This is a genomic window from Streptomyces silvisoli (assembly GCF_029269905.1).
In the GTDB taxonomy this organism is placed as follows: Bacteria; Actinomycetota; Actinomycetes; order Streptomycetales; family Streptomycetaceae; genus Streptantibioticus_A; species Streptantibioticus_A silvisoli_A.
Map to the genome: position 1 here is coordinate 148,993 of NZ_JARJBC010000003.1, position 14,171 is coordinate 163,163.

Sequence of the window (14,171 nt, forward strand, 5' to 3'; positions counted from 1 at the left end):
TGCCGGTCCCCGTATCGGGGTTGCCGTCGACGGGCGGGCGTCAGTCCAGGTGGAAGACCTCTTCGGCGTGGACCCACAGTTCTCCCCCCGCCGCGCTGTCCAGCGGTTGCTGGCAGGGGTCGGTCAGCTGCCACCAGCGCCGGGTCTGCGGGTCGGCCGCGATACGGGCCTGGTCGGCGGCGTAGTCGTCGCCGGTGTACTCGAAGTAGGCGAACAGCAGGCCGTCGCGCAGGAAGATCGAGTAGTTGGTGATGTGCGCCGCGGTCAGGGTCTTCAGCACCGAGGGCCAGACCTCCTGGTGCAGCCTTCGGTACTCCGCCTCGTGCTCGGGACGGAGCCGGACCACCTGGGCGACGCGTCGCGGGGGCTTCGACATGGGGCCAGGATGCCCAGGCCTGCGTACCGCCGGAAGGGGGGAGGCGGCCTGTCGCCCGTTGTGGGGAACGCCGGGCGGGGCGAATCGCCCCAAGTGTCCGTTCACTGGGACGCTGACCCGCATGACTCCAAGCGGGCAACTGTCCTCGGCGGCAACCGGTGTTGACTCCGCACTGGCACGGATGCGGGCGCTGTACGAGACGCTGCCGCCGGACGACGGCGTGGCGGTGTTCAACCGGGTGTACCTGGCGGTGACCGAGGCGCTGCGCGGCCGGATCGCGGACGGCTACTTTCCCGATCCCTACGCCACGGCCGAGTTGGGTGCGGTGTTCGCGGAGCGCTATCTGGCCGCCGTCGACGCCGACGCGGCCGGGCGGCGGGCGCCCGCGTGCTGGCGGCCGCTGTTCCAGTTGCGCGGACACCGCGGGGTGCGACCGGTGCAGTTCGCGCTGGCGGGCATCAACGCCCACGTGGGCCACGACCTGCCGATGGCGGTGGTCGACGCGTGCGAGGCGCTCGGCGCGCCACCGCACGCCATCCAGCGGGACTTCGAGCGGGTCGGGCGGATGCTCGGGCTGCTTGAGGACCGGATCCGCGAGGAGTTGATGCCCGTCGGCGACGTTCGGGAGATCGGCGACGCGCTGATCCACCTCGCCGGGGCGTGGAGTCTGGACGCGGCACGGGACGCGGCGTGGGACGCCGCGCAGGTGCTGTGGCGGTTGCGTGAACTGCCGCATGTGTACGCGACGTTCACGGATCGGCTGGACGCCGGGGTCGGGCTGGTCGGCCGGTGTTTGCTGACCCCGCTCAACTAGGGGCCGCCGGGGTGGGGGCGAGCCCCCACCCCCAAGGCCCGTCAGTCCTCCGGTAGTTCCACCGGCGCGATCTCCTCGTAGACGTCGCCCGGGCCGGGGTTGGTCGGGTCCGTCTCGCCACCGAGGTGGTGCATCACGCCCCACACCGCGTTCAGGGCGGTTTGGACCGCGCCCTCGGCCCAGCCTGCGGTCCAGGAGATGTCGTCGCCCGCCAGGAAGATGCCGCGCTTGTCGGCGGGCAGCCGGTCCTGCATGAAGTGGGTGAACAGGCGACGCTGGTAGCGGTAGTGGCCCGGCAGGTTGGCCTTGAACGCCCCCATGAAATAGGGCTCGTTCTCCCAGGAGATGGTCACCGGGTTGCCGATGATGTGCTTGCGGATGTCGACCTTCGGGTAGATCTCGCCGAGCGACTTGAGCATGACCTCCATCCGCTCGTTGGCGCTGAGCGGAAGCCACTTGAGGCTGTCGTCGCACCAGGTGTACGACAGGCAGATCACCGCGGGCTTGTCCGGCCCGTCGTCCAGCAGGTACGTGCCGCGGGTCATCCGGTCGGTGAGCGTCATGCTCATCACGTCCCTGCCCGTCTCCTCGTCCTTGTCCAGCCAGAACGGCCGGTCGACGGGGACGAACAGCTTTGACGACTCCATGTAGTGGGTGCGCTCGATCGCCGTCCAGTGGTCGATCGGGAACAGCTCGTCATCGCAGGCGATCTTCGACAGCAGCATCCAGCTCTGCGCGGTGAAGACAACCGCTTTGTAGGAACGGATGTCGCCGGACGCGTCGGTGACCGTGATCCGGTTGCCCGCGGTGCGGTGCAGCCTGGTGACGGCCGGGCGCGGCTCACCGTCGTGCAGCGACTTCAGGGACGTGCCCGGCGCCCAGTACACCAGCTTGGCGGGCTCGTCCTCCCAGAGCCGCAGCGGCAGTTGCTCGCTGCCCCCGACGATGCCGCGGTGGTCGTCGTCCGCGCCGGTGTAGACGACGCGCAGGATCTCCAGGATGGAGTTGGGGAAGTCGGTGTCCCAGCCGCCGGTGCCGAAGCCCACCTGGCCGAAGATCTCACGGTGGCGGAAGGACTTGAACGCCGGGGAGTCGCAGAGGAACCCGTAGAAGGTCTGGTTGTCCAGCTTCTCCACCAGGTCCGCCCAGAGGGCGCGGATGGCGGGCACGTCGCGCTCGCGGATCGCCCGCTGCATCTCGGAGAACCGGGCGCCGTCCTCCAGGCAGGCGTTCCAGGCGTCCATCACCTGGTGGTAGACCTCGGGCAGGTCGTCGAGGGTGCGCGCGTAGTGCGACTCGCCCTTGAGGTCGACGACGGTCGACGGGGTGTCCGGGGCCAGCGGGTTGGGGAACGGCCTGGTCTCCAGGCCGACCATGTCGATGTAGTGCTGGAAGGCGGTGGAGCACGGCGGGAACCGCATCGCGCCCATCTCGGCCGTCAGGTCGTCGCAGCCGTCGAAGCGCGCGGTGCGCAGCCGCCCGCCGAGCCGGTCGGCCTCGTAGACGACCGGCTTGAGGCCCATCTTCATCAGCTCGTACGCGGCGACGATGCCGGACAGTCCGCCGCCGACGACGGCCACCTCCGTGCCGTGCTCGTGCGCCGGTATCGAGCCGAGGCCCGCCGGGTGCGCCAGGTAGTCGTCGTAGGCGTACGGGAAGTCGGGGCCGAACATGGTGATCGGCTTGGCCGCCTCCGGAACCTGCTCGTCGTGGACGGCAGTGGGCACCGTGGACGTCATCGGCGTGCTCTCCTTGGCGGGGCGGTACGAGAAGGGCGGTACGAGAGGGGAGACCGGAATCAGGCGAGCGGCCCGTACAACTCGGGGCGGCGGTCGCGCAGATACGGGTTCTGGCGGCGCGAGGCGCGCAGGCGCACCGGGTCGACGTCGGCGAAGACCAGGTCCTCGCCGGTCCCGGCGCGGGCGTGCGCCACGCCGTCGGGACCGGCCAGACAGCTGAGCCCGGCGAAGTGGAACTCGCCCTCGGCGCCCGCACGGTTCGCATAGGCCAGATACAGCTGGCTCTCGAACGCGCGCGCCGGGACGAGGGTCTGGGGTACGACCTCGAAGGGCCGCATCAGTGCGGTGGGCACCACGATCAGATCGGTACCGGCCAGCGCGTGGGCCCGCACGTTCTCCGGGAACTCGACGTCGTAGCAGATCAGCAGGCCGACGGTGAGCCCGTCGAGGGTCGCCTGGACGATCAGTTCGTCTCCGGCCGTGAAGTGCCGGGCCTCGAACTCACCGAACAGGTGCGTCTTGCGGTAGTTGGCCAGCCGGACGCCGTCCGGGCCGATGAACTGGGCGGAGTTGAAGACCCGTTCGCCGTCACGCTCGGGGTATCCGTACACGATCGCGACCCGGTGCTCGGCGGCGATCTTCGCGACGCGCTGGGCGCCGGGGCCGTCGGCGGGCTCGGCGAGGGTGGCGACGGCGTCCCCGAGAGCGTATCCGGTCAGGTACATCTCGGCGGTCGCCAGCAGCGCCGCGCCCGTGGCGGCGGCCCGCCGTGCGGCGTCGTCCAGCGCGGCAAGGCTCTCCTCGGTGGTCCGCGGCACACCGCTCGGGCCCTGGTACAACGCGATGCGCAGCGGCTTCATGGTGTCGTGGCCGTTCCGTGAAGGGGTTCGGGGGTTCCCTCGAAGGTACGGGCGCCTGCGGCGGGCTCACAAGGTCGGGTCATTGCGTTCCGACGGCGGGTTCGTTGCGTTCTGAGGGGCTTGCGTGGTGAATCGTTGCGCGGGTGCGCTCGCTGGGTTTTCGCACCTGGTCCGCCCGTGCGCTCCGCCGGTTCGTGGGGTGGTTTCCGCCGCGCCGCGGTGGGGGCCTACGCGGCGGCGACCGCGTCCCTGACCACCTGGCGGAGCCAGGCGTGGCCCGGGTCCGCGTCGTGGCGGGGGTGCCAGGCCATGCCGATGCGGACCGGCGGCAGCTCCAGCGGGACCGGGAAGGTGCGCAGCCCCAGCGCGTCCACCGCGCGGGCCGCCACACGCTCCAGGACCAGGCCCACCGCATCGCTCTCCATGATCATGAACAGCGAGGCGGCCAGCGCGGGCGCGGAGCCGACCACCCGGCGGCGCATCCCGCGGTCGGCCAGCGCGTCGTCCAGCGGGCCGTAGAACCGGCCGCGCCGGGAGACCAACAGGTGTCCGGCGTCGGCGAACTGACGCAAAGTCAGCTTGTTCTCCCGGGCCATCGGATGGCCCGGCCGTACCACCGCGACCATGCGGTCCTCGAACAGCGGCTCCACCCGTACCTCCGGCTCGCCGCGGTCGATGACGCCGATCTCAAGGTCCACCGAGCCGTCCCGCAGCGGCGGCACACCGGAGCGCTCCTCGGGCAGGAACCGCAGCTTGGAGCCAGGCGCCTCGCAGGCCACCCGGCGCAGCAGTTCGGAGCCGAACACCATCACCAGCGCGTCGAACGCCACAATGGTGAACTGCCGCTGGAAGGTGCTGGGGTCGTCGGGTGCCACCGAGGCGAAGACCGCCCGCGCCTCCTCCACCACGCGCCGCACCTCGGCGCGGATCGCCAACGCGCGCGGGGTGGGAACCATCCGCCGCCCGGCCCGCACCAGCACGGGGTCGCCGAACTGCCGCCGGATCCGGCCCAGCGTACGGCTCATCGCCGGGCCGGACAGCCCGAGCCGCTCGGCGGCCAACGTGACACTCTCCTCCTCCAGTAGCGCATCAAGCGCGACCAGCAGATTGAGATCGGCCCCGCGGTCCATTTCTCCCCTCCGAGCTGCTGGATTGCGTCTGGCGCAGCAATACCTTGCCATCATTGCACTTGAAGGCAACACTGGCGGTCCCTAGCGTCCTGAACATGTCCACAACGCTTTCCGCCACTGCTCCGGCATCCTCAACCACCAAGCCCCGCGCGGCCGTTCTGGCGATGTGCGCCTGTGTGCTGGTGACCCAGTCCCTGGTCGCGGCGATCAACCTGGCGATACCGAAGCTCTCCGCCAGCGCGCTGCATCCCAGCTCCGCGCAACTGCTGTGGATCGTCGACGCCTACGTCATCGTCTTCGCCGGTCTGCTGATCCCGGCCGGTGCGCTGGGTGACCGCTACGGCCGCAAGGGGGTGCTGCTCAGCGGCCTGGCGGTGTTCACCGTGGGCGCGGCCGGCTGCGCGCTCGCGCCGGGCGTGCCCGTGCTGCTCGCGGCACGGGCGGTGTGCGGTCTGGGCGCCGCCCTGGTGCTGCCGGGCACCATGGCGCTGCTGCTGTACGCGGTGCCGGCCGAGCGCCGGGGCGCGGCGGTGGCGAGCTGGAGCAGTGCCATCGCCGTCGGGGGTGTGCTGGGCAACGCGGGCGGCGCGCTGGTGCTGCAGTACCTGCCCTGGCAGGGCCTGTTCTGGATGTACGTACCGCTGGGCGCGGCGCTGCTGGCCTTCTCCGCGCACAGCGCGCCCCGGGTGCCCCGGCACGCCGCGGCCCTGGACCTGCCCGGCTCGGGGCTGCTGATCCTCGGCTGTGTGGCGCTGCTCTACGGCATCATCGAGGGCCCTGAGCTGGGTTGGGGTTCGACCGCCACGCTGGGCGCCTTCGCGCTGTCGGCGGTGCTGCTGGCGGTGTTCGTCCGGCACGAGCTGCGGGTGGCCGCTCCGCTGCTCGACCCACGGCTTTTCCGGCTGCCGAAGGTCCGCGCGGGGGCGCTGGGGGTGGCTGCGGCGTTCTTCGGGATGTTCGCGCTGTTCTACGTCAACGCCCAGTTCCTCCAGTACGTCAAGGGGTTCAGCGCGCTACGGGCCGGATTCGCGGTGCTGCCGCTGGCGTTCGGGATGATGCTGGTGACGCAGCGCAGCATGCGGTGGGCGGCGCGGATCGGGGCCGCCGCCACGGTGGTGACGGGACTGGTGTCCATCGCGGGCGGTCTGCTGCTGTTGTCCACCGCGAACTCCGGCACGCCGTACCCGCTGTACGCCTGCTACATGCTGGTGCTGGCGTTCGGCGCGGGCATGGCGATGCCCTCGCTGTCGCACGCCATCGTCACCTCGCTGCCGCAGCACCGGGCCGGGGTCGGCTCGGCGCTGAACACCGCGGCCCGTGAGCTGGGCACCGCGCTGGGGGTGGCGGCGGTGGGCACCGCACTGTCCACCGGGTTCGCCTCCCGGCTGCCCGCCCCGCTCGCCGGTCACGCGGACTCGACGGCGGCCACCTTCGCGGCGGCCACCCGGCTGGGGGCCCGGGGCCACACCGAGGCGGTGACCGCGTTCACCCACGCGACGGCGGACGGGTACCGGATCGTGGCGGCACTGCTGCTGGTGCTGACCGTCGCCGTCGCCGCCGGGCTGCGGCGCGGGGGCACGGCTCAGGTGGGCGAGCCCGCGCTGTAGCGGCGCAGCAGTGGAGAGAGCACCAGGACGGACTTGGTGCGCTCCACGAAGGGTTCGCCCGCGATGCGCTCCAGGACGCGCTCGAAGTGGCGGACGTCGGAGGCGTAGATCTGCACCAGGGCGTCCGCCTCGCCGGTGACGGTGGAGGCCGAGGCCACCTCCGGGTAGCGGGTGAGGCCGCGCCGGATGTCCTCGGGAGAGGTGTTGTGGCGGCAGTAGATCTCGACGAACGCCTCGGTCTCCCAGCCGAGTGCGGCCGGGTCGACCCGTACCGTGAAGCCGGTGATGGCGCCCGCCGCCAGCAGCCGGTCCACCCGGCGCTTGACGGCGGGCGCGGACAGGCCGACTTCGGCGCCGATGTCGGCGTAGGAGCGGCGGGCGTCCTCGGCGAGGGCGTGCACGATGCGTTCGTCGAGATCGTTCAGTCGCAAGGGGGGGTGGTTCACTTCTCTAGTCGGGTGGGCACTTCTCGAGCCAGTTGCGAGCGGCGCATGCCGTACGCGAAGTACAGCACGATTCCGATGATCATCCAGCCACCGAAGTACTCCCAGGTAATCGTTTCGAAGCTACCCATCATCCACAGGCACAGCAGGAAACCGATCGCCGGGGTGACCGGCGAGAAGGCCACCTTGAAGCTGCGCGGCATGTCCGGCCGCGTCCTGCGCAGCACGATGACGGCCGCGTTGACCAGGGCGAAGGCGAAGAGGGTGCCGATGCTGGTGGCGTCGGCGAGCGCCCCGAGCGGGACCACGGCGGCCAGCACACCGCAGAACAGCGAGACGAGCACGGTGTTGGCCACCGGGATGCCGGACTTCGGGCTGACCCTGGCGAACAGCTTGGGCACCAGGCCGTCCCGGGACATCGAGAACAGGATCCGGGTCTGGCCGTACATCACGGTCAGCACCACGCTGGCGATGGCGATGACGGCGCCCGCGGCCAGCAGTACGGACCAGAAGTCCTGGCCGGTGACGTCCTTCATGATCTGGGACAGCGCGGCGTCGGCGTTTCCGAACTGCTTCCACGGCATCGCGCCCACGGCCACCAGTGCGACCAGGCAGTACAGCGCGGTGACGATCAGCAGCGAGAGCATGATCGCCCGCGGCAGGTCGCGCTTGGGGTTCTTGGCCTCCTCGCCCGCGGTGGAGGCGGCGTCGAAGCCGATGTAGGAGAAGAACAGCGAGGCACCCGCCGCGCTGACGCCGCCGAGGCCGAGCGGCATGAACGGCTTGTAGTTCCCGGCCCTGATGCCGGTGAAGGCGACCGCGCAGAAGAGGATCAGCGAGGCGATCTTCACCATGACCATGATGGTGTTGGCCCGCGCGCTCTCCTTGGCGCCGCCCAGCAGGAAGCCCATGGCCAGCAGTACCACGAGCAGCGCGGGGATGTTCAGATAGCCGCCCTGGCCCGGAGGGTTGGCCATCCAGCCGGGGATGGTGAGTCCGATGGTGCCGCTGAGCAGTTCGTTGAGGTACTGCCCCCAGCCCACCGCGACCGCGGCGACCGACACGCCGTATTCGAGGATCAGACACCAGCCGCAGATCCAGGCGATCAGCTCGCCCATCGTGGCGTAGGCGTAGGAGTAGGAGGAGCCGGAGACCGGGATGGTGCCGGCCAGCTCGGCGTAGGACAGGGCGGAGAAAAGCGCGGTCAGACCGGCGATGACGAAGGAGACCACCACGGCCGGACCGGCCTTGGGCACCGCCTCGCCGAGCACCACGAAGATGCCGGTGCCCAGGGTGGCGCCGATGCTGATCATGGTGAGCTGCCACATGCTCAGCGAGCGCTTGAGCTGACCGCCCTCACCCTGGCCGCCCTCGGCGACCAGGCGTTCCACCGGCTTGCGGCGCATCACGGCGGCACCGAGGCCGGACGGCCGTCCGGCCGGAGGCGGTACGGCGTCGGTCGTCCGGGCAGGGGCTGTCGGCGTCGTGCCGGGTTCCACCACGGGGGGCTCCATCATCGTCAGCGGCTCTGAGCGGCGGCGACCCGCACGGCCGACCAGGCGAAGGGCACGCCGATGAAAGGCATGCCCTTGAGGGGGACCGCCGAGCCGGGGGTCCCCGCTGCTCCACGTATGGCCCACGACTCTAAGAGGGCGGGCGCTCCGTCCATAATGCGTGACCATTGCACATATACAAAAAAACGTTGCGCCTAACCCTTGGTAGCCGAGTGATCGTTACCCGCTCTCGGCGAATCGTTGCGCTCGGGCGTTATGCGGCAAATAAGCAAGGCCCCGTACGGCCCGCCGAGCGGCGGTCCGTACGGGGCCTGATGCCGATGTGGTGCCTCTACTGCCAGCTGGAGTGCAGCGGCTTGCCCTCGGCGTAGCCGGAGGCCGACTGCACACCGACGACCGCCTTCTGGTGGAACTCCTCCAGCGAGCCCGCGCCCGCGTAGGTGCAGGAGCTGCGGACACCCGCGATGATCGAGTCGATCAGGTCCTCGACACCCGGGCGGGCCGGGTCGAGGAACATCCGCGAGGTCGAGATGCCCTCCTCGAACAGCGCTTTGCGGGCCCGGTCGTACGCGGACTCCTCGCTGGTACGGTTGCGCACCGCGCGGGCCGACGCCATGCCGAAGCTCTCCTTGTACGGACGGCCGTCCGCCGTGTGCAGGAGGTCGCCGGGGGACTCGTAGGTTCCGGCGAACCACGAGCCGATCATCACGTTGGACGCGCCGGCGGCCAGCGCCATCGCCACGTCGCGCGGGTGCCGCACACCGCCGTCGGCCCACACGTGCTTGCCGTACTTGCGCGCCTCGGCGGCGCACTCCAGCACGGCCGAGAACTGCGGACGGCCGACACCGGTCATCATGCGGGTGGTGCACATGGCGCCCGGGCCGACACCGACCTTGATGATGTCGGCTCCGGCCTCGATCAGGTCACGGACGCCCTCGGCGGCCACGATGTTGCCGGCCACGATCGGCACCTGCGGGTCGAGCGCGCGCACCGCCTTGACGGCGGAGATCATCGACTCCTGGTGGCCGTGCGCGGTGTCGATCACCAGCGTGTCGACACCGGCGTCCAGCAGCTGCTTGGCCTTGCCCGCCACATCGCCGTTGATGCCCACGGCGGCGGCGATCCGCAGCCTGCCCTGGGCGTCGGTGGCGGGGGTGTAGAGGGTGGCGCGCAGCGCGCCCTTGCGGGTCAGGATGCCCGCCAGCTTGCCGTCCTTGTCGACCGCGGGGGCGAGCCTGCGGTGGGCTTCCTCCAGACGGTTGAACGCCTCACGCGGGTCGATGTCCGCGTCGAGGACCAGCAGGTCCTTGGACATGACCTCGGACAGCTGGGTGAAACGGTCCACCCCGGACAGGTCGGACTCGGTGACGACGCCCACCGGGCGGCCGTCCTCGACCACGACACCCGCGCCGTGCGCCCGCTTGGGCAGCAGCGCGATGGCGTCGGCGACGGTGCTGTGCGGGGCGAGCACGATCGGGGTGTCCAGCACCAGGTGGCGCTGCTTGACCCAGGAGATGACCTCGGTCACCACGTCGATCGGGATGTCCTGCGGAATGACGGCCAGACCACCGCGGCGGGCCATCGTCTCGGCCATGCGGCGGCCGGCGATCGCGGTCATGTTGGCGACCACGAGGGGGATGGTGGTTCCGGTGCCGTCCGGGGCGGACAGGTCCACACCCTGCCGGGAGCCCACGGCGGAGCGGCTGGGAACCATGAACACGTCGTCGTACGTCAGGTCGTACGGCGGCTGAGAATCGTTGAGGAAACGCACGTACTTCATTTTTGCATGCCGGAAGGGGAAACCCGGTTTGGAGGAACCTCCCGGATCCGGCAGTACCGCTTGGGGCATGATCTGAAATGACCCGCTCCGTGTGGCGTGGACCACCCGCGGCTTCGGCCGGGGGTCCGGGGGTGAGCCCCCGGGCGTACGCGGTCACAGGTGGGCGAGTGACAATCGTAGTGACGTAGTGAGGCGTCCTCCGGCCGCGCGGCCGGGCCTTGGGACCCCCGGGAGGGGAACATGAACCGCACTCGCTTCGCCCCGGATCGGGGCCTGGCCAGCCGCATGGTCATCACCATGTTCTTGATCGGCCTGCTGTACGTGGTCTTCGTCGGTGCGCTGCTGGTGCTGCTGCGAGGCGCCTGGCCGATGATCCTGATCATCGCCGGGGGCCTGTTCATCGCCCAGTTCTGGTTCAGCGACAAGATCGCCGCGTTCAGCATGGGCGCGCGCGAGGTCACGCCGGAGGAGTATCCGCAGCTGCACGGCACGGTCGACCGGCTGTGCGCCCTGGCCGACATGCCCAAGCCGCGGGTGGCGGTCGCCGAGTCCGACGTGCCCAACGCCTTCGCCACCGGGCGCAACGCCGACAACGCGGTGATCTGCGCGACCACCGGACTGCTGCGCCGGCTGGAGCCGGAGGAGCTGGAGGGCGTGCTTGCCCATGAGCTGTCGCATGTGGCGCACAAGGACGTCGCGGTGATGACCATCGCGTCCTTCCTCGGCGTACTGGCCGGGGTGATCACCCGGGTCGCGCTGTGGGGCGGCTTCCGCTCCCGTGGCAACAACCAGAACGCCGCCATCGCCGCGCTGCTCATCCCGCTGGTGAGCGCCGTGGTGTACGCGATCAGCTTCCTGCTGACCCGGATGCTCTCCCGTTACCGCGAGCTGTCCGCGGACCGCTCGGCCGCGCAGCTCACCGGTCGGCCGTCCGCGCTCGCCTCCGCGCTGACCAAGGTCACCGGCCAGATGGCCCGGATCCCCACCGAGGACCTGCGCAAGGCGGAGCCCTTCAACGCCTTCTACTTCGCCCCGGCGATCGCCTCCAAGGAGAGCCTGTCCAACCTGCTCTCCACCCACCCGACGCTTGAGCAGCGGCTGGAGCAGCTGGGGCGGATCTCCGCCGAGCTGAACCGCGGCTGAACCACCACCGCACCCGCCGGGGAGATTCCCCGTACCTTTCGAGGAGCTGACCGTCCGTGGGATTCCTTGACACCCTGCTCGGCCGCAGCAAGCCGGTGAAGCCCGATCTCGACCAGCTGTTCGGGCTACCGTCGGCCGCCGTGACGCTGACCGCGGCGGCCGGGTTCACCCCGACCGGCGAGGGGTCGGTGTGCTTCGCCGCCGTGGAGGGCGGCGCCTTCGCCCAGTTGAAGCAGGAGGTGCAGGGCCTGCTGGACGCCGGGGCCAAGCAGGACGGCGGGCTTCCGGTGGAGTTCAGCCGGGACTCCTACGGCTACACCTGGCTGCTCTCCCGGCACCCCGCGGACGATGTGACAGGTCTGGTCACCGATCTGCACGCGGTCAACTCGGTGCTGGAGAGCGGCGGTTTCGGCCCCCAGTTGCTGTGCTCGCTGGTGGGCTTCCGGGACGCCGAGGGGCGTTCGCTGGCGCTGGTCTACCTCTACAAGCGCGGCACGTTCTACCCGTTCGCGCCGCGCGGCGGCGAACGGCGGGACAACGCGCTGGAGTTGCAGGTCAAGGCGATGGTCGCGAACGACCTGCGGGTCGAAGAGGACCTCAGCCGCTGGTTCCCGGTGTGGGGTGCGCCGGGGTTGTGAACTCCGGCTCCACCAGCAGGGCCAGGAACGGGGTGTCCGTCTTCGCCCAGTAGTCGGCGGCGTCGCCGAGGACGTCGAGCGCGGTGCGCCACTCCCCCGGTGCCGCTGCCGCGTACCCCTGCCAGCCGGTGACCACCAGCACCCGGCCGTCTTCGGCGGGCAGTACGTCCCCGTCGGTCAGGCAGTCGTACAGGGCGTCCCAGTTGGCGCCGAACCACTCCGGCAGCTTCAGCGCCTCGGCGCAGCGCGCCATGAACGCGGCCTTGCCCGCGGCCCCTTGGAGGTCCAGCGGATACGCCCGGCGCCCGGTCCGCCGCACGGCGGCCAGCAGGTCGGCGATCGGGCGGTCCTGCTGCCAGTGGACTACTCCGGTGCCGGCCAGCAGAATCGGCAGCTTGTCAGGTTCCGGGGTGGTCAACGTCCCGTCACCTCCTTGAAGGTTCGGTAGTGGTCGTCGGTGTAGTACGTCTCATGGCCCGCGCCGGTGACGATCCGGCGGGCGCCGCGGTCACGCGCGCCAGGGGTGGGCACCGTGTACTCGTGGTAGTAGCCGCGGCGCTCACGCGGCAGCGCGTTCTCGTAGTTGCCGAACACCACGCCGTCCTTCGGGTACGGGAACGGGCCTCCGGCGGCGATGAGTTGCAGGGTGTGCCGTGCCTCCGGGGGCAGTTGGCTCACCGTGATCGTCGCCATGCCGTGTCCGCGCGTTCCGCTCGGGCGCGCAGCGGAGTGTTTGCCGCCGGAACAGCCCGCAAGGGCGAGGATCAGGCAGGCAAGCAGGGCGGGGAGCAGACGGAACGGACGGCGTCGCATGGGGTCGATGCTTCCACATCCCGGGTCGCGGCGGGTCGACGCGGCCGGGTCCCCGCCCCGGAAGGCCGCGGGCCCGGGGGCTTGTCCCCGGTAGAGAAGAACCACCGCGGCGGCGAGCGACCACGACGGCGTGGCCCGGCGGTGCCCAACCGAAGGCCAGTGGATCCGCCGGAGGCGGCTCACGCCTCGCCGGGGTCGGCGCGTTCCAGGGCTGGACGGGGGCCAGGGGCCTGGTGGTTGAGCAGGTGGTCCGCCGCGGCGGTGTCCGTGACGAGGCTGGTGACCAGCCCGGACCGCAGCACCGCGCCGACCGCCTGCGCCTTGCGCATGCCGCCGGCGATGGCGACGACCTCCGGCACCCGGCGCAGCCGGTCCGCGTCCACCGTGATGCAGCGCTCCCGCAGGTCCGGGCCGACCCGTCGGCCGTCCGTGTCGAACAGGTGCGAGGACATCTCGGCGGCCACGCCGAGGTCCGCGTAGTGCTTGCGCTCGGCGTCGGACAGCGCGTCGTACACCGTGGACACGCGCGGCTCCCAGGAGCCGATGGACACCACGGCGACGGTGACCTTGTCGAAGTAGCTCATGGCCGCGGCGATCCCGGTCTGCTTGCGCAGCGCGGCGGCTGTGGCCGCGTCCGGCAGCACCATGGGCGCGTACATCGGATGGGCCTCACCGCCGGAGACCGCGGCGGCCCGGCGGACCGCCTCGACCGAGCCGCGCTCCGCGGTCCCGGCGTCGTACACGCCGGTGAGCTGGACGACGGTGCACGGCGGCAGCCGGTCGAGCGCGTTGGCCATGGTGATGATGGAACGCCCCCAGGCAAGGCCCAGCACATCACCCTCGTTGACCAGCTCACCGAGCAGCCCGGCGGCCACCGCTCCGAGGTTCTCCGGGTCGGGGGCGTCACTGGCCTGGCCGTCCGGCGACTCGACCACCACCGCGTGGCGCAAGCCGTACCGGGCGCGTAGCGCGTCGGAGCGCTCGGCATCCAGTTCCGCGGGGACACGGATCTCGATGCGCACCAGATCGCGTTCGAGCGCGGACTCCAGCACGCGGGCGACCTTGAAGCGGCTGACGCCGAACTCCTCCGCGATCTGGATCTTGGACTTGCCCTCCAGGTAGAAGCGGCGGGCCATCGCCGCCGCCTGCACCATCTCGGCGGGCCCCATGCGGACGGATGAGCGGCCAGTGGTCACGTCAGCCTCCCCAGTGCTCATTTGATTGCCAACACGCTCATCTTTGCAGATGGCGAGGCGCGGCGCGCCCTCCGGCCGCCGGGACTTTGCCCGGAATCACAATCTCACCCGCAATTTA

The 14,171-nt window shown here is 70.8% G+C and carries 14 protein-coding genes; 4 read left to right on the forward strand and 10 right to left on the reverse strand.

All coding sequences use genetic code 11. From position 1 onward, the window contains the following. Nucleotides 1-40: 40 nt before the first annotated feature. Complete coding sequence (locus P3G67_RS06245; protein ID WP_276092574.1) at nt 41-376, reverse strand: L-rhamnose mutarotase; 336 nt, start codon at nt 374-376, stop codon at nt 41-43. A 121-nt stretch (nt 377-497) separates the two neighbouring features. On the opposite strand from P3G67_RS06245, the gene P3G67_RS06250 reads away from it, so the two are divergent. Next, nucleotides 498-1,190 (forward strand): DUF5995 family protein, encoded by a 693-nt coding sequence (locus P3G67_RS06250; protein ID WP_276092575.1) that lies wholly within the window; start codon nt 498-500, stop codon nt 1,188-1,190. Between the two features lie 41 nt (nt 1,191-1,231). On the opposite strand, the gene P3G67_RS06255 is transcribed toward P3G67_RS06250, so the two are convergent. The 3 genes from P3G67_RS06255 to P3G67_RS06265 all read right to left on the reverse strand — a co-directional run bounded on the left by P3G67_RS06255 (nt 1,232) and on the right by P3G67_RS06265 (nt 4,919). Continuing rightward, complete coding sequence (locus P3G67_RS06255; protein ID WP_276092576.1) at nt 1,232-2,929, reverse strand: flavin monoamine oxidase family protein; 1,698 nt, start codon at nt 2,927-2,929, stop codon at nt 1,232-1,234. A gap of 59 nt (nt 2,930-2,988) precedes the next feature. After that, nucleotides 2,989-3,789, reverse strand: coding sequence for a carbon-nitrogen hydrolase family protein (locus P3G67_RS06260; protein ID WP_276092577.1), 801 nt, complete (start codon nt 3,787-3,789; stop codon nt 2,989-2,991). A gap of 227 nt (nt 3,790-4,016) precedes the next feature. Further along, entirely contained in the window at nt 4,017-4,919 is a 903-nt protein-coding gene (locus P3G67_RS06265) for a LysR family transcriptional regulator (RefSeq protein WP_276092578.1), read from the reverse strand. Between the two features lie 95 nt (nt 4,920-5,014). Between P3G67_RS06265 and P3G67_RS06270 the strand changes: the two genes are divergently transcribed. Further along, on the forward strand, nt 5,015-6,526 hold the full coding sequence (locus P3G67_RS06270; RefSeq protein WP_276092579.1) for an MFS transporter: 1,512 nt from the start codon (nt 5,015-5,017) through the stop codon (nt 6,524-6,526). Here P3G67_RS06270 and P3G67_RS06275 read toward each other — a convergent pair. From P3G67_RS06275 to P3G67_RS06285, 3 genes are all read right to left on the reverse strand, one after another. Next, complete coding sequence (locus P3G67_RS06275) at nt 6,502-6,957, reverse strand: Lrp/AsnC family transcriptional regulator (RefSeq protein ID WP_269854875.1); 456 nt, start codon at nt 6,955-6,957, stop codon at nt 6,502-6,504. The genes P3G67_RS06270 and P3G67_RS06275 overlap by 25 nt on opposite strands. A gap of 11 nt (nt 6,958-6,968) precedes the next feature. After that, nucleotides 6,969-8,375: an amino acid permease gene (locus P3G67_RS06280; protein ID WP_276092810.1), complete on the reverse strand. Its 1,407-nt coding sequence runs from the start codon at nt 8,373-8,375 to the stop codon at nt 6,969-6,971. Nucleotides 8,376-8,814: 439 nt separating this feature from the next. Continuing rightward, nucleotides 8,815-10,263, reverse strand: a complete 1,449-nt coding sequence (locus P3G67_RS06285; protein ID WP_276092580.1) for a GuaB1 family IMP dehydrogenase-related protein — start codon at nt 10,261-10,263, stop codon at nt 8,815-8,817. A 240-nt stretch (nt 10,264-10,503) separates the two neighbouring features. On the opposite strand from P3G67_RS06285, the gene htpX reads away from it, so the two are divergent. Both htpX and pspAB read left to right on the forward strand, forming a co-directional pair. Continuing rightward, on the forward strand, nt 10,504-11,406 hold the full coding sequence (gene htpX, locus P3G67_RS06290; RefSeq protein ID WP_269854877.1) for a zinc metalloprotease HtpX: 903 nt from the start codon (nt 10,504-10,506) through the stop codon (nt 11,404-11,406). Between the two features lie 56 nt (nt 11,407-11,462). After that, on the forward strand, nt 11,463-12,044 hold the full coding sequence (pspAB, locus tag P3G67_RS06295) for a PspA-associated protein PspAB (protein WP_276092581.1): 582 nt from the start codon (nt 11,463-11,465) through the stop codon (nt 12,042-12,044). Here the strand turns inward: pspAB and P3G67_RS06300 are convergent. The 3 genes from P3G67_RS06300 to P3G67_RS06310 all read right to left on the reverse strand — a co-directional run bounded on the left by P3G67_RS06300 (nt 12,004) and on the right by P3G67_RS06310 (nt 14,074). Beyond that, entirely contained in the window at nt 12,004-12,462 is a 459-nt protein-coding gene (locus P3G67_RS06300; RefSeq protein WP_276092582.1) for a barstar family protein, read from the reverse strand. The genes pspAB and P3G67_RS06300 overlap by 41 nt on opposite strands. Further along, nucleotides 12,459-12,857, reverse strand: a complete 399-nt coding sequence (locus P3G67_RS06305) for a ribonuclease domain-containing protein (protein WP_276092583.1) — start codon at nt 12,855-12,857, stop codon at nt 12,459-12,461. Before P3G67_RS06305 ends, P3G67_RS06300 begins: the two co-directional genes overlap by 4 nt. 179 nt (nt 12,858-13,036) lie before the next feature. Beyond that, on the reverse strand, nt 13,037-14,074 hold the full coding sequence (locus P3G67_RS06310; protein WP_276092584.1) for a sugar-binding transcriptional regulator: 1,038 nt from the start codon (nt 14,072-14,074) through the stop codon (nt 13,037-13,039). Nucleotides 14,075-14,171 lie beyond the last annotated feature (97 nt).

What these genes read in the sequence shown, in the direction of transcription:
- P3G67_RS06245 (WP_276092574.1), bottom strand. Translation starts at nt 376, where the DNA reads ATGTCGAAGCCCCCGCGACGCGTCGCCCAGGTGGTCCGGCTCCGTCCC.
- P3G67_RS06250 (WP_276092575.1), top strand. Translation starts at nt 498, where the DNA reads ATGACTCCAAGCGGGCAACTGTCCTCGGCGGCAACCGGTGTTGACTCC.
- P3G67_RS06255 (WP_276092576.1), bottom strand. Translation starts at nt 2,929, where the DNA reads ATGACGTCCACGGTGCCCACTGCCGTCCACGACGAGCAGGTTCCGGAG.
- P3G67_RS06260 (WP_276092577.1), bottom strand. Translation starts at nt 3,789, where the DNA reads ATGAAGCCGCTGCGCATCGCGTTGTACCAGGGCCCGAGCGGTGTGCCG.
- P3G67_RS06265 (WP_276092578.1), bottom strand. Translation starts at nt 4,919, where the DNA reads ATGGACCGCGGGGCCGATCTCAATCTGCTGGTCGCGCTTGATGCGCTA.
- P3G67_RS06270 (WP_276092579.1), top strand. Translation starts at nt 5,015, where the DNA reads ATGTCCACAACGCTTTCCGCCACTGCTCCGGCATCCTCAACCACCAAG.
- P3G67_RS06280 (WP_276092810.1), bottom strand. Translation starts at nt 8,375, where the DNA reads ATGCGCCGCAAGCCGGTGGAACGCCTGGTCGCCGAGGGCGGCCAGGGT.
- P3G67_RS06285 (WP_276092580.1), bottom strand. Translation starts at nt 10,263, where the DNA reads ATGAAGTACGTGCGTTTCCTCAACGATTCTCAGCCGCCGTACGACCTG.
- htpX (WP_269854877.1), top strand. Translation starts at nt 10,504, where the DNA reads ATGAACCGCACTCGCTTCGCCCCGGATCGGGGCCTGGCCAGCCGCATG.
- P3G67_RS06305 (WP_276092583.1), bottom strand. Translation starts at nt 12,857, where the DNA reads ATGCGACGCCGTCCGTTCCGTCTGCTCCCCGCCCTGCTTGCCTGCCTG.
- P3G67_RS06310 (WP_276092584.1), bottom strand. Translation starts at nt 14,074, where the DNA reads ATGAGCACTGGGGAGGCTGACGTGACCACTGGCCGCTCATCCGTCCGC.